Annotated in this window: 14 protein-coding genes and 2 tRNA genes; all 16 read right to left on the bottom strand. The window is 47.4% G+C overall.

All coding sequences use genetic code 11. The features are described from left to right. Nucleotides 1-33 precede the first annotated feature (33 nt). The 16 genes from AC2CG4_RS07875 to AC2CG4_RS07800 all read right to left on the bottom strand — a co-directional run bounded on the left by AC2CG4_RS07875 (nucleotide 34) and on the right by AC2CG4_RS07800 (nucleotide 13,337). On the bottom strand, nucleotides 34-2,958 hold the full coding sequence (locus AC2CG4_RS07875) for a PAS domain-containing protein (protein WP_484485732.1): 2,925 nt from the start codon (nucleotides 2,956-2,958) through the stop codon (nucleotides 34-36). 22 nt (nucleotides 2,959-2,980) lie between these two features. Next, a complete protein-coding gene (locus AC2CG4_RS07870) occupies nucleotides 2,981-3,580 on the bottom strand; it encodes a cysteine hydrolase family protein (RefSeq protein ID WP_484485731.1) in 600 nt (199 codons plus the stop codon). A gap of 20 nt (nucleotides 3,581-3,600) precedes the next feature. Further along, complete coding sequence (locus AC2CG4_RS07865; protein ID WP_484485730.1) at nucleotides 3,601-4,725, bottom strand: response regulator; 1,125 nt, start codon at nucleotides 4,723-4,725, stop codon at nucleotides 3,601-3,603. Between the two features lie 855 nt (nucleotides 4,726-5,580). Beyond that, the gene (locus AC2CG4_RS07860; protein ID WP_484485729.1) at nucleotides 5,581-5,835 is read right to left on the bottom strand and encodes a recombinase family protein; all 255 of its coding nucleotides are present in this window, start codon (nucleotides 5,833-5,835) and stop codon (nucleotides 5,581-5,583) included. A gap of 95 nt (nucleotides 5,836-5,930) precedes the next feature. Continuing rightward, nucleotides 5,931-6,146: a recombinase family protein gene (locus AC2CG4_RS07855; RefSeq protein ID WP_484485728.1), complete on the bottom strand. Its 216-nt coding sequence runs from the start codon at nucleotides 6,144-6,146 to the stop codon at nucleotides 5,931-5,933. 329 nt (nucleotides 6,147-6,475) lie between these two features. Next, nucleotides 6,476-6,895, bottom strand: coding sequence for a MarR family transcriptional regulator (locus AC2CG4_RS07850; RefSeq protein ID WP_484485727.1), 420 nt, complete (start codon nucleotides 6,893-6,895; stop codon nucleotides 6,476-6,478). Next, nucleotides 6,888-7,064 (bottom strand): hypothetical protein, encoded by a 177-nt coding sequence (locus AC2CG4_RS07845; RefSeq protein WP_484485726.1) that lies wholly within the window; start codon nucleotides 7,062-7,064, stop codon nucleotides 6,888-6,890. Before AC2CG4_RS07845 ends, AC2CG4_RS07850 begins: the two co-directional genes overlap by 8 nt. Beyond that, complete coding sequence (locus tag AC2CG4_RS07840; RefSeq protein ID WP_484485725.1) at nucleotides 7,061-7,402, bottom strand: hypothetical protein; 342 nt, start codon at nucleotides 7,400-7,402, stop codon at nucleotides 7,061-7,063. Before AC2CG4_RS07840 ends, AC2CG4_RS07845 begins: the two co-directional genes overlap by 4 nt. After that, nucleotides 7,402-7,620: a helix-turn-helix transcriptional regulator gene (locus tag AC2CG4_RS07835; RefSeq protein ID WP_484485724.1), complete on the bottom strand. Its 219-nt coding sequence runs from the start codon at nucleotides 7,618-7,620 to the stop codon at nucleotides 7,402-7,404. Before AC2CG4_RS07835 ends, AC2CG4_RS07840 begins: the two co-directional genes overlap by 1 nt. Before the next feature lie 97 nt (nucleotides 7,621-7,717). Next, nucleotides 7,718-8,407, bottom strand: coding sequence for a hypothetical protein (locus AC2CG4_RS07830; RefSeq protein WP_484485723.1), 690 nt, complete (start codon nucleotides 8,405-8,407; stop codon nucleotides 7,718-7,720). 3 nt (nucleotides 8,408-8,410) lie between these two features. Next, nucleotides 8,411-9,667 carry a tyrosine-type recombinase/integrase gene (locus AC2CG4_RS07825; RefSeq protein ID WP_484485722.1) on the bottom strand — a complete coding sequence of 419 codons (1,257 nt, stop codon included), beginning with the start codon at nucleotides 9,665-9,667 and terminating at the stop codon, nucleotides 8,411-8,413. 161 nt (nucleotides 9,668-9,828) lie between these two features. Further along, nucleotides 9,829-9,915 (bottom strand) — tRNA-Leu (locus AC2CG4_RS07820). A 33-nt stretch (nucleotides 9,916-9,948) separates the two neighbouring features. Continuing rightward, nucleotides 9,949-10,022: transfer RNA gene (locus AC2CG4_RS07815), tRNA-Cys, on the bottom strand. A 116-nt stretch (nucleotides 10,023-10,138) separates the two neighbouring features. After that, entirely contained in the window at nucleotides 10,139-10,693 is a 555-nt protein-coding gene (pgsA, locus tag AC2CG4_RS07810; protein WP_062065619.1) for a CDP-diacylglycerol--glycerol-3-phosphate 3-phosphatidyltransferase, read from the bottom strand. A gap of 112 nt (nucleotides 10,694-10,805) precedes the next feature. Then, complete coding sequence (gene uvrC, locus AC2CG4_RS07805; protein WP_484485721.1) at nucleotides 10,806-12,644, bottom strand: excinuclease ABC subunit UvrC; 1,839 nt, start codon at nucleotides 12,642-12,644, stop codon at nucleotides 10,806-10,808. 39 nt (nucleotides 12,645-12,683) lie between these two features. After that, nucleotides 12,684-13,337: a response regulator gene (locus AC2CG4_RS07800; protein ID WP_062065613.1), complete on the bottom strand. Its 654-nt coding sequence runs from the start codon at nucleotides 13,335-13,337 to the stop codon at nucleotides 12,684-12,686. Between the last annotated feature and the right edge of the window lie 141 nt (nucleotides 13,338-13,478).

The raw sequence follows: 13,478 nt of genomic DNA, 5'->3' as shown, positions 1-13,478 counted from the left end.
TGCGGGGTTTTACAAACGACACTACTAAACAAATCAATTTTTAATAAACGCCTGAAGCTGAGTGTGAGCCAAGCGCAGCCGCTCATACTTACTGGGCCCGGTATCAGGCAGTTCCTCCACAAGCAAAGTCTCACCGTCAAGCTTGGGCAGCTCAGGTTGCAAATATAAATCCAGCAGGCGATTAAGTTCACTGCGCGCAATAGGCTTAGTGAGGTAGTCGTTCATGCCCGCCGCTAAAAAACGTTCGCGATCACCGTGAATTGCATTGGCGGTTGCGGCGATAATCGGTATCTGCGCGAAATCATCGACGCTGGCGCGAATATGCTGGGTCGCGGTGAGGCCATCCATCACCGGCATTTGAATATCCATCAATATCAAATCGACTTTTTGATTGCGCAGTACCTTAAGCGCCATGGCCCCATCTTCTGCCACTACCACCCGGCAGCCGCGCTGCTGTAAAAACTGGGTCGCTATCACCTGATTGTGCTTGTTGTCTTCCACCACCAGCACGCAATTACCCAAGTAACCAGAGTGAGGGGTGACGGCTTTATTGCGCGCATCTAGCACCAGAGGGTGATACAGCTGAACATCGACAAGCAGATCCTCCATCGCTTCCAAGCCGCGTAAAAAATGCGACAGTTTAAAGGGGCCATTCAACAACAGCTCCGACTCCTGCCCGGTTTGCTGTAAGCGACCGCGTCCACATAAGTCGAGGGTAAGGATACAGGGGGTTTTGTCTGGCACTGTAAAAGGTTTGATATAGGCGCGGCACAGGGCGACGTCGGCCGGGTCAGTAGCAATTAATACATCAAAGGGTTTGGCACTGACCTCTGGTAATTGATCAACCCGGGTAAATACCTTACAGCTCAAGTTGTAGCGCGCCAGCATATGCACCAGGGCTTCATTCAACGCGCTACGCGCGCCCAATACCCAGATCACCGGTTGCAGCTCTGGCGCCAATAGCGGCAGTGCAGAAATATTCTGCTGAGGCGGTAATGACAAGGGTAAAACTACGGTGAAACGCGTGCCTACACCTGGTTCTGACTCCACCTGAATACTACCCCCCGCCGCATCACAAATCTGCCGACAAATTGCCAAGCCTAAACCGCTGCCGCCAAACTCGCGCGTGGTTGAAGTATCAGATTGGATAAAGGGCTGAAACATCTGCTCGCATTTATCGGCGGCTATGCCTATGCCGGTATCCTCCACATTTATTTCCACATAATAATCTGCAGAATGCGCAGCGACGCTAGGTGCCCGCACCAAAGTGCGCGCGCGCGCCAGTATTTGTCCTTGGGGGGTAAACTTAATCGCGTTGGTGAGCAAATTGATCATCACCTGCCGCAGGCGCACCTTATCGCCAATCACCTCCAGCGGAACATCGGGTGCTATGTCCAAAATCAAAGCCAGCCCTTTGTGCACGGCATCATCAGAGACTATATCAATCGCCTCCTCCAGACAGGCATCCAGATGAAAATGATTTTGTTCAATGGTTATACCGCCCGCCTCAAAGCGGGAATAGGTCAACACATCGTCGAGGATACTCAGCAGCGCGTCGCCACTGGTTTTGATCATGTCGGTAAAACGCAGCTGCTCGCGATTGAGGCCGGTATCGCGCAATATATCGGCGGCACCCAGGACTGCATTTAAAGGCGTGCGTATTTCATGGCTGATATTGGCCATAAAGCGACTTTTGGCCAACGCGAGGGATTCAGCGTGTAACTTGGCTTGTTTCAAGGCGATGGCGGTAGACACCCGCTCGTCTACATCCACCAGGGTGGCAGCTATGGCGGTAAGTGCTCCACGCGCACCGCCAAGAACAGGCGTCATGGTCATTTCTACCCAGGTGTGGTTGCCAGCCCTGTGTGCCATGCGCAGGTCCAAACGCATGCTGGAGCGGCGGCCACCGCGATACTCGGCCAGTGCCCGCTCCACTTCGGCGCTATCAGCAGCATCCATAAAGTCGGTAATGCAAGCCCCCATACAGCTATCTTCATCCGCGCCGACCATACGTCGCCAGGCTTGATTAATAAACACCAGTTCGCCATGGGGCAGCATGCGCAGCACTACATCGGGGATGTGATCAACTACTGAGCGATAGTTGTATTCGCTTTCTGCAACGGCTTGCTCGGCCAAAACTCGCTGGGTAATATCGGTTTCAATCGCGATAAAACGTATCGCATTACCGGTTTCGTCCAGTACAGGTGAAACATCTATTGCCACCCAATAAGGCTTGCCGGATCGATCGTAGTTAAGTATCTCTACTTGAAATGCCCGACCTTGGCGAATCGCCACCGACATTTTTTCAACCGTGTCCTGATCGGTATCCGGCCCCTGCAAAAAAGCACCTGGCTGACGCCCGATGACCTCAGCAGTGGAGTAACCGGTGCGGGTTTCAAAACTTTGGTTGACCCATTCAATCCTGCCCTTGCGGTCGGTAATCACCACCATGTTATTGGTATGACTGGCAACCAACGCCAGCCTGTGGGCATATTCTTGCTGCTCTTTAAGCTGTACCTCCATGTCCTTATGTTGCTGAATATTAAACAAGGAGCCGATATAGCCGTCCTGATCATTGGCAGTTAAGCGCAGTTCAAACCAATGGCGTCGCTGTTGAGAATCCAACAACTCCAACTCTACCGAGCGCCCGGCCTGTAATTCGGCAAGACACTCTTCAAATTCGGCGGAGCTTTTAGCCTCGGCGAGAAAATCACAGAGTGAAACGCCCAAGAGTGCCTCGGGGGCATAACCCAGCTGGCGCTCCCAAGCGAGATTGACGTAACTCAAATTAAACTGTTCGTCGCACTCAAAAATACACTCATCCAATAGCTCCAGTAATTTTGCCTGACGACGCTGACTACTGGTTAAGCGCTCGACCAGCGCGTACTGAATTTGCACCTGCAATTCATCGCTGGAATCGTCACTGGGATTAGTGGAGCTATGGCTATCATCTGACACAGAGTCACCTTTTGCCTGCAGCTTACTGCGGCGCTATAAGTTCCTGGGAGCGAATCACTTGAGCGTAGAGAGGAAACACTTCCTGACAATAAAAATCCTGCTCAAAGGTAGTGCGACTGGAAGTGCAATCGGATAGAACACTGACTTGAAACCCCATATCAATCGCCGAGCGTGCGGTAGAGTCAATGCAAATCGAGGTCACGGTACCGGCAATCACCAACTCTTTAATACCAGCCTCACGCAGACTGTGAGCCAACTGGGTGTTGGTGAATGCATTAAGGCCCCGCTTACCGGGAATCACTTTTACAAAATCATCGAACTCAGTCAGTTCATTGATAATTTCCGCACCATAGGAGCCCTCTTTAAAAGCCCCCACATCGGCAATAACCTTGAGTATGCCTATGGGTTTTTTTAACTCAGAGTAATCCTCGGTAAAGTGAATGGGTGTATTCACTACCAAACCAAATTCCGACCCGGCTTTACGCAACAAATTCACGGTATTCTCCACCACGCCGGTTACCCGCGATGACTCTTCTATCACCTTGTGGAGAATGCCATCGGGCGAGAAATAATCATTTTGAAAACCAATAAGAATTAATGCTTTATCTGCTAACGGCTGCATAGGTTTCTCCAAAGTAGATATCACTCAGTTATTGAGCGCAATTGAGTTAACACACTTTTCAGGGCGGCTTTGCTCACCGGCTTCTCCAAATAATGGGTAATACCCGCCGCAAACAATGCTCTAATGGCATCAGGCTCGGTCAGTCCGGTAAGCGAAATTTTGGGAGTGTTTCTGTTAGGTGAGTCACCGGAATGCAAGATGCTGGCAACCTCGCTGCCCAATAAACCGGGCATACGTTCATCAAGTAGCAAGACATCAAACGCAGCTTCTTGCGCCAGCTGCAGAGCGCGCTCACCATCATTCGCGCAGGTTACTTCGCAACCGAGCTGCTCCAACATAACCCGTGTGGCAATTTGACTAGGCAGGCTATCATCGGCAACCAAAATCGATAGATCGAAAGGCTCAATTTCAGTAGAAGCAGGTGATTGGGGATTTTCCTGAGTGATCATCGGTGCCCTCATATGCATCAACAGAAGCTGTAAGTCCGTGTCAAAAAAGGGCCAAAATAAACTATTTTCACTTGGCGACTGGGTAGTCTCAGCTACTGACTCAGACTCTAATAATGCAGTTAAGAGATAAACAACAATTTCAGAATTATCGCCACCAGGTGATAAGTTATTTCGTTCGCGCTGATCCACTAAACGCAACTGATCAGGTTTGAGTGTAGCAGGCACATTACAATCGTATTCAACAACACAACGCATATTGAATCGTGACTCCAATGCACACACTTGACGCTGTAAATAAATATCGTCCGAGCAAACCACCAATGTTACCGCCTTGGAGCGAACATCTACCGCTTCTGTTTCCTCCACCAGCGGCCGATCCAAAACACAAGTGTCCGGCAATAGGATTTCAAGCCCTGCCTGCTCATCACAAGACAACACCAGCACTAATACGCCAGCCTTCATCCGAATATTCAACATAATTTGCCCAACAACTTGCGGCAATAAAGTAAGTAATTGAGCCAATAACGGCTCAACTAAATCAGCTGCAGCGCCTTCATAAGTAATGTTGGCGTGTCCGGTATGATTATGTAACAGCCACTCAACATGAGCAGGAGCACGCGTTGCAAAATGTGCAACCACGCACTGCACCGTCGCTAAAACATCGACTTGCTCCAAAAGATCCACTTGCGCACTCATGATCCTGATCCGCCTACCGCTAACTGATTTACTGCATACTTAAGTAAAGGCAAATTATGCGCCATCAGTCATCACTAAGATTTTTTGTATGAATTTTAGTAACTTAGCCAAATAACTAACTAAGCCAAAAACAAGAAAATCACAAAGTGCCACGCATTTTGCGTTGCAAATTGCGAAACGAGGAAAAACCAAAATACATTCAACCACTGATGTAGACCGAGCACATCTGAATATCGGTTTAGAATTTTGGGTCAAACGGATTAGCGTAATAGCGAGGGGGGGAAAGTATTTTTAAGGGGGAGACGAAAACAACAGCGACAAACTATTCACTGCATTTATCGATAGTGCGCAATGGCATTTTTATGGAGAACCAATAAAAAAACATAAAAAAACCCGCTCTACTTTCATTGCAGAGCAGGTTTTAATTGTCCTGAAGTTTTTCAGAACTTTGATATGGTGCCGAGGCCGGACAAGTAAAGTTAACGTAAGACACTGATACTATTAGCTTAAAACCATTAATTAAAAAGGTGATACCAACGTCGATACCAACTTTTTCCAACGCTACCCCCTGAACAACTCAACGATAACCGCACATTTGTTGGTATCGAAAATAGTTTGGCTTTTTTCAGTTGAAGTTAATTAGCATTAAATTAGAGCTACCCCGCCGGTACTTGAAACGAAAAATCCCCGCGATTGACTTACCCCTGCCCGCCAATGGTGATGGATTTTGATTGCCCTAGTGGGGGTCGTTCCAAAACTGGATACCCCTTTTTTGCTCGCGCGTAGATGTCGGAAAATACCCTTTTAAAATATGTCCGATAACGCCCTTTTTTAGGGGGTGCAGTAATACCCTTTTTAATTGGCTTTTTTTGCCGCTAGTGCTGTTTGCTTTTGGTGTAACCCCCACAGCCCGCGAATACGTTTGCGTTGAAGCATGCGAAATAGCCGGCGCGGTGTCCACGGATTGCCGCGTGTGGTGGTGTAGCCTTCGGCATTGAGTACAGACACTATCAATTTGTAACTGGGTGTGCGCCAGCGGCGTCTACCTTGAATCAGGTTCACACGTTTGATCACGGCGCGATTATTTTTGCGCTGCTCTGTGCGGGTCATAGCAATTTGCACCTCGATTGGATGTTAGGTTTTGTAAGGTTTTAGGGGGGGGTGCAATATTCCCCCAAATACCCTTATTGCCCGTATTTTTCCCGTTAATCACGGGTAATAAGGGTAGAGCCTTGGGCTTTCATGGAGGCGCATAGCCCATGAATCCCTCTTACATCGTTGCGTTGTAACATTCTGAATAGCCGCTTGGGTGTCCAAGGGTTTCCGCGACTTGTACTGTAACCAAGAATATTTAATTGCATAGCGATTTGTTCATAGCTAGGCGTGCGCGGGCTATTCATCAAGATTAATTTTTTCAGCATTTCAATGGTTCTTTGGTTTACGCATTTCTGCCCCAATCTTTTCAAGCTGCCACCCCCCTTATTTGCCTCAGTGTCATAGGTAAATTTTGTATTTAAATTATTAGCTTGTGATGCCTTCCCCCCCTGCATGCAATAAGCAAACGTGAATATCTTATTCCTTACCTATGGTAATTATTAAGGTGTACAGCCGGTGTACCGATAGAACACCGAATATCTTGATACAGGTACATTTGCTGTACCGATAAAATGACCAACGGTACATCACCCGTACCGACTCGGAACAAAAGCTGTACTGAATCGGTACATATTTTTACACTGAAAAAATCGAACTAACTAACAGTTAATAACGCAAAATTTCTCACTGGTGTAGTAGTCGGTGACACATCCAGCTTGCCCTTGCACTCATCAATTGGCATCCATGTAAGCGCGTAAAGGCTGCATTGTCCGCGAGGGTTTTCTCTATCGCGTAAAGGGTCGCGTGTTCTAGTAATTAAATTTTTTTCTATCAAGACTCTAAGCGCTTTTGCCAAAGTAGATTTACTGCCTATGCCCCACACTTTCGCCCTTTCGTGAGTCAAAGAAAGGTCGCCGTTGTTGTGCCCATTGAACTGTCTACAAAGCGCCATCAACACTGTTTTATCTACCGGCGACAACGACAGGTAGTCAGTGCAATCCAGTACACGGTGAGGAATGGAGGCGTAGCGGGGCGTAGAGCTACGCCCCTTCGCTTTGCTGTAGCTTCTAGCCATCCATGCTCCCTAACAACTTGGGGCGCTTGTAGGTGAATTCAGGGACGCTCTGTTGCCCATGCTCGCCTTTTTGCAATTCAGCCAGTTTCTGTGCTTCGTGTTCATCATCGGCGGTAACGGTAATGCAGTGCCGCGTTGTTACGATTACTTCAATCAAGTAGTGATTCATTGCGCCACCTCATCACTTAAATTAAAGGCGAGTTGCGCGGCGGGTTTGTTATCAATTGGTTGAATAAACCATGCCCATGATTCATTGGGTTTGGTTTTTACCCGCTTCACAATTTGCCAGCCTAACGGTTCAATACACGGGTTAAGTTTTTGATCGGCGTTGTGATGGTTGTTTGATTGCAGTCCATGCTCTGAAAGCTGATTGGTTAAAATTCCTTGGTTGCACCAAACCACGCGCAGCCATTTTGAATAGTTGGTGCCTTGGCTCGCGTTGATTAATTCTTGTAGTATGTCTTTGTCTTTTTGAGTGGTGCCTTTCGGGGTGCCATTTTTTTTCATTATTGTTGGCTCCCGTCTTTGCTCAGGTCATCCAATAGTTTTTGAATGTCTGATAGCTTCCATGCTGTTGTTTTTGCGCCCAACTTGATTCCTTTTGGTGCTTTGCCTGTGGCTACCCATTGCCACCAAGTTGAGCGGCCGATTGGTAATAGGTTGAGAATTTCGGGAAGCCGAATGTATGCAGACTGGGAAAGGTTGTTTAAAGCGTTGTTGTGCATGGTGAAACTCCTTTGATCTTGTTGGGAGCTCTCATGCTAATTGTGAAAAAATCGCTGTTATTTAATTCACATTTACAATGGCGTAAATAGTTGTGAATTAAAAGGTCGGGGGTTTTCTCACAACCTTTTTTCTGTGCGCCTCAAATTCTGATTGGGTCATTTGATCCAGCGGCTTGCGTGATTCTTTAATGTGGGGTTTCTTTCTAATTTTTGAATATTCTGTTCTTATGGTTTTTGCCAAGGATTCTGAATCTATGTTGTCCGACTTCGATTCAATGAAATATGACCAGATAGAATTCTTTGCGAGGATATTGGCTGCATTAGAAATTGACTTTTTTTTAGCAATAATATTTTCCATATCAACTACTAAAGTGGCTTCGATTTGCTTACTCCACTTTTGCTTTCTTCCTTTTGATTTGATTGGAGGGAATGATTCTCTAGCAAGCTCGATAGACAATAGGGCGAAATTAACCGGATCAGCGCGGCCTATTCCATAATGATCCATAAGCAGGTAAAGTTTTTCTAAATTTGCTGCAAATTCCTTCCTCTCCTGCCGGTGGATCAAGTCAAGCTCACTTGAATCACCGCTAAGTATTGCCGCTACGGTGTAGGCTGTTTTTTCGAAGTCCCTGTCTCGCGGCGGGTGAAACTCAATATCCGTTTCTTGTTTAACGGAAAGAATTTTGGCTTGATCTTCCCTAGTGATTTCTCCATAAAAAAGCCTATCAAAAACTGCCTTTTGACCATTTTTTGACGAATGACCTATTGTTATTTTTTTTCTTGGCATTTTTTATTGTCCCCTAATTTTCAGTGCAATCACATTGCCATTAATGCCCTGTGCGCGCTGTGCGTCTATGTAATCAGCCCACCATTGCATCATCTTGGCTCTGTCATCCAAATAGCGCGCGTGGTGTGTGTAAGCGGCGCGCACGCTGTTGCGTTCTAGGTGAGCGAGTTGGCGCTCTATGGCATCGGGGTTGAAGCCTTGCTCATTTAAAATTGAACTGGCGGTCGCGCGAAACCCATGCGGTACACAGTGGGTTTTGCCTGCTGTTTTACCGTCATAACCAAGGCGGTAAATTGCGCGCAGCAAAGTTGCATCGCTCATGCAGTCAGTGCGCTCGCGCTCGGATGGAAACACCAAATCATATTGGCCACTAATGGGGCGAATCTGTTCAAGCACATGGATGGCCTGCTTAGACAGGGGCACCAAGTGTTCCGTTTTCATCTTCATTCTGTGCGCCGGTATGCGCCATAGTTTTTCTTCGAGGTTAAATTCTTCCCACCGGGCGCCGCGCAATTCGCCCGAACGAACAAACGTGAGCAAAAGCAATTTAATAGCTAGCTTTGTTATCAAGCGGCCGCGCATGTCGTAGGTTTCCAGATCGCGCAAAAACGCGGGCAGCTCTTCGCGCGGCAATGACGGCCGGTGCTCTTCTTTGCGGCCTTTAAGAATGTCTGCAAGCTCAATCGCGGGGTTATGCGTTAGGCGACCCGTTTGGACCGCGTAACGGCATACTCGACGAATGTCTTGTAATACGCGGGAAGCAACATCGAGTGCATCGCGAGACTCAATGCGGCGCACAACAGCAATTACATCTTGCGGGGAAATATCGGTGATCGCCCTATTTCCAAGATAAGGGAAAACATCCATCTCAAGTCGCCCTAAAATCCGACTAGCGTGCCCTTCTGTCCAAGTTCCTTTTTGATGCTCCCACCACTCCACCGCGAGCACCGAAAATTGATTTGCATTAATTAGAATCGACTTACGTTTTTGTTCTTGTTTCGCCCTTCCCGGGTCTGTACCTGTGCTCAATATTTCCTTCGCCTTTGCCATGGCATCTCGCGCGTTTTTGAGTGTTACGGCCGGATAAATTCCCAGGGCCAAAGTCTTTTGCTTTCCATCAAAACGGTACGCATAACGCCAACACTTTGAGCCATTGGTTTTAACCAACAAATAGAGCCCTCCCCCATCACTGAGCTTGTAGTCCTTGTCTTTAGCTGAGGCTTGCTTGGCTGTTGCATCGGTTAGCTTTTGGCTGGCCATTGTTGGTATCAACCTAAATTGAATTGACGATACCAACGAAAGTACCAACAAATCTGTTGGCTAGCAATGGTTCTGGCTGGACTGTGCTGGAGTGAAAACCATAAAAAAACCCGCATTTCTGCGGGTTTTTGAACGTTCTTGGATTTCATTAAACTTGGATATGGTGCCCGAGGCCGGACTTGAACCGGCACGACCAAAAGATCGACAGATTTTAAATCTGTTGTGTCTACCGATTTCACCACTCGGGCAGAGTGCTTTTACTTCGGTAAGTAAAAGAAAAATGGAGGCGCGACCCGGAGTCGAACCGGGCTCAACGGATTTGCAATCCGACGCATAACCGCTTTGCTATCGCGCCATTTCGAGAGGCCGCAATTCTAGCGGACTCATTTTGAAAATCCTAGTCTTTTATCGATGAAGTCAAAAGGTTTTTTGACAGTTGTTTAAATGCTGCGCAGGTCGATCAAAAAGTCGTTATTTATCTGGCGATGCGGGCAACAAATAAGGCCAGGCAGCGCGTAAATAGAGCACCATCGACCAAAGTGTTAATGCTGCAGCACCGGCCAAAGCGATAAAACCTATCGGCAGCAGTACTGGGATATTAGCCAGCAGCACAATAATGGCGGTCATTTGCAGTGTGGTTTTAATCTTGCCAATACTGGAAACAGCAACACTTGCGCGCTGCCCCACTTCGGCCATCCATTCACGCAGTGCAGAGATAACAATTTCACGCCCCACGATCACTGCAGCAGCGACAACAAACCAAGCTGAATCATGATGCAGAGTGACTAGCAGCAATAATGCAATCGCCACCATTAATTTGTCAGCAACCGGATCAAGAAAAGCGCCAAACGGCGTGCTCTGATTATATTTACGCGCGACATAGCCATCAGCCCAATCGGTAATGGCAGCAACACTGAAAATTAATGAAGAGACTATATAAGCCCAGCCAAAGGGTAAGTAAAAGACCACCACGAAGAGCGGGATCAAAAAGATCCGCATCAAGGTCAGTTGGTTGGCAAGGTTCATAAAGTGATTCCAGAAAAGCGTTCTACATTCGGCCGCGATAATACACCAGCAGGAGGTCATTAACACCTTTTGGTTATATTACTGAAACATTTGAAGTATAGGTGAGCGGCTCTTAATCATTGTGGAAAAAGGCGTAGATCTCTTCTGCGAGCCGCTGACTAATACCATTTACGCGGGCCAAATCATTGATGCTGGCATTTTGCACTTCCTGCAATCCACCAAAATGCCGCAGCAACTCGCGGCGGCGATTAGCACCAATACCGGGAACATCCTCCAGAGTTGAAGTTTTGCGTTTTTTATCGCGCCGCTGCTTGTGGCCGGTGATAGCAAAGCGATGTGATTCATCGCGAATGTGCTGTATCAGATGCAATGCAGGTGAATCGCCGGGCAAGACAATTTCTGCCCCTGTCTCGCCATCAAACAGGGTTTCAAAACCTGCCTTCCGGGTTGAGCCTTTAGCCACACCGATCAATAGGACGTTTTGCACACCCAATTCTGCAAGCACTTCTTTGGCCTTCCCCAGCTGTCCCTTGCCACCATCGATCAGTAGAATGTCTGGCAATTTACCTTCGCCATTTTGCAAGCGTGTATAGCGCCGCGTAAGCGCTTGCTCCATTGCGGCGTAATCGTCGCCGGGTGTAATGCCGTCAATATTGAAGCGGCGATAATCGGACTTCAGCGGACCATTAGTATCAAATACCACACAACTGGCGACCGTCAATTCACCGCTGCTGTGGCTGATATCAAAACATTCCATCCGTTGGGGTGTTTCATCTAAATTAAGCGCGTCTTGTAATGCGACAAAACGATCAAGCGAATTCTTTTTGTTATTGATATGGGCAATTAAGTTTTGCTGGGCGGCCGTTGCTGCCATTTGTAACCATTGGGCACGATGGCTTCGCACCTGATGATTAATTAGCACTTGCCGCCCTACGGCTTGCTGCAACGCAGCACTGAGCAGCTCAACCTCTTCAAGCTGGCTGCCGACAATAAGTTCACGCGGAATTTCACGGCCAGTATTGGCGAGATAAAATTGCGGAATAAATTCGGCGAGAATTTCTGCCGGTGTTTCCGCCAGGGTTGCCGATGGATAAAAACTACGGCTACCTAAAATTCGCCCCTGGCGAATAAATAACACATGCACGCAAGTTACAGATGCGCGCATCTCGGCGGCGATCACATCGATATCGCCATTACCTTCTTCAATGACCTGCTGGGTTTGTACAGTGCGCAGCGCGGTAATCTGATCGCGATAGGCCGCTGCTTTTTCAAAGGCTAACTCCTGCGCAGCAACATCCATCTTATCTGCCAGTTCACCTAATAACTTATCAGCATTGCCCGTGAGAAAGAGACTGGTGTGATACACATCAGTTTTGTAATCAGCAGGGGAAATAAATTCTACACAGGGCGCCGTGCAGCGTTTGATTTGGTATTGCAGGCAGGGACGAGTGCGGTTTTTAAATACACTGTCTTCACACTGGCGCACACGGAAGGTTTTTTGCAAAAAATGCAGGCTTTCTTTTACTGCACCCACATTGGGAAATGGGCCAAAATAATCACCGCGCTTTTTCTTGGCGCCGCGATGAAATGAAATACGCGGGTAATCTTCGCCGCTGGAAATAAAAATGTAGGGGTAGGATTTATCGTCACGCAGCAAAATATTGTAGGGTGGACGATTAGATTTAATCAGGTTCTGCTCAAGAATCAGTGCTTCCGTTTCACTGGCGGTAACCGTGACTTCGACTCGCGCAATTCGGCTCACCAACGCTTGTGTCTTTGGCGTTAAACCAGTTTTGCGAAAATAACTCGACAACCGCGCCTTTAAATTTTTGGCTTTGCCGACATACAAAATCGCACCGTCAGCACCAAACATTTGATAGATGCCCGGCTGCTGGGTGGTATTGGAGAGAAAACGGGAATGATCAAACAGATCAGCGCTGTTGTGCGTCATCAGAAAACAAGTCTGTGTAGATAAGACAAAAGCCGTTGTCTATACAACGGCTTCCGGATCAAGAAGATTATGCTTTACCGCTAGCAGGGTTAATTCAACATCGCTGTTTATATCCAATTTTTCAAAAATGCGATAACGATAGGAGTTCACCGTCTTGGGGCTTACACAAAACGTATTGGCTATATCGTTTACTTTTTGGCCATTGGCAATCAGCATGGCTGTCTGTAACTCTCGCTGGGATAACTTCTCAAACGGTGATTCCTGATTATTACCACCTGAAAAGGTTCTGAGTGCAAGCTGCTGGGCAATACTGTTACTCATGTACAAATCACCACGAATCACTTTATCGATCGCATCGGTAATCTCGGTGAATTCGGCACCTTTAGTAACGTAACCTACTGCTCCAGCTTGCATCAGCCGTGTTGGGTACAGATCATCATCGCACGCAGTAACTGCAATAATTTTGAGCACCGGGTTTACCGTCAGCAATTTCTTCGTCGCTTCAAGGCCGCCCATACCGGGCATTTTTACGTCCATCAGCACAACATCGGGCTTTAAAATACGCGCCTTTGTTACTGCCTCTTCGCCACTCTTGGCGTCCCCAACCACCTGATAGCCGTCTATGTCGGCTAGCATACGCACTATTCCCATGCGAACTAGATCGTGATCATCGACTACGAGAATCTTTGTCAAACTAGCCCCCAATCCGAAACCGGATACAAAACATTGTTGTTATAACTGCCATAAAAATCTCTGGCACATTTTTAATGATTGTAGTGAGACTGCAAGCAAACTACCACTATTTAATGCGCCGTTTAGACACCCTTAAATGCC

The organism is Cellvibrio sp. ATLC23 (genome assembly GCF_057196725.1).
Note: the sequence above shows the minus strand (reverse complement) of the source record. Positions and strands in the feature narration are given on the sequence as shown.

Excerpts from the sequence above, each read along its gene's own strand:
- AC2CG4_RS07870 (WP_484485731.1), bottom strand. The coding sequence starts at position 3,580 with ATGCAGCCGTTAGCAGATAAAGCATTAATTCTTATTGGTTTTCAAAAT.
- AC2CG4_RS07865 (WP_484485730.1), bottom strand. The coding sequence starts at position 4,725 with ATGAGTGCGCAAGTGGATCTTTTGGAGCAAGTCGATGTTTTAGCGACG.
- AC2CG4_RS07860 (WP_484485729.1), bottom strand. The coding sequence starts at position 5,835 with ATGACCCGCACAGAGCAGCGCAAAAATAATCGCGCCGTGATCAAACGT.
- AC2CG4_RS07855 (WP_484485728.1), bottom strand. The coding sequence starts at position 6,146 with ATGCTGAAAAAATTAATCTTGATGAATAGCCCGCGCACGCCTAGCTAT.
- AC2CG4_RS07850 (WP_484485727.1), bottom strand. The coding sequence starts at position 6,895 with ATGGCTAGAAGCTACAGCAAAGCGAAGGGGCGTAGCTCTACGCCCCGC.
- AC2CG4_RS07845 (WP_484485726.1), bottom strand. The coding sequence starts at position 7,064 with ATGAATCACTACTTGATTGAAGTAATCGTAACAACGCGGCACTGCATT.
- AC2CG4_RS07840 (WP_484485725.1), bottom strand. The coding sequence starts at position 7,402 with ATGAAAAAAAATGGCACCCCGAAAGGCACCACTCAAAAAGACAAAGAC.
- AC2CG4_RS07835 (WP_484485724.1), bottom strand. The coding sequence starts at position 7,620 with ATGCACAACAACGCTTTAAACAACCTTTCCCAGTCTGCATACATTCGG.
- AC2CG4_RS07830 (WP_484485723.1), bottom strand. The coding sequence starts at position 8,407 with ATGCCAAGAAAAAAAATAACAATAGGTCATTCGTCAAAAAATGGTCAA.
- AC2CG4_RS07825 (WP_484485722.1), bottom strand. The coding sequence starts at position 9,667 with ATGGCCAGCCAAAAGCTAACCGATGCAACAGCCAAGCAAGCCTCAGCT.
- pgsA (WP_062065619.1), bottom strand. The coding sequence starts at position 10,693 with ATGAACCTTGCCAACCAACTGACCTTGATGCGGATCTTTTTGATCCCG.
- uvrC (WP_484485721.1), bottom strand. The coding sequence starts at position 12,644 with ATGACGCACAACAGCGCTGATCTGTTTGATCATTCCCGTTTTCTCTCC.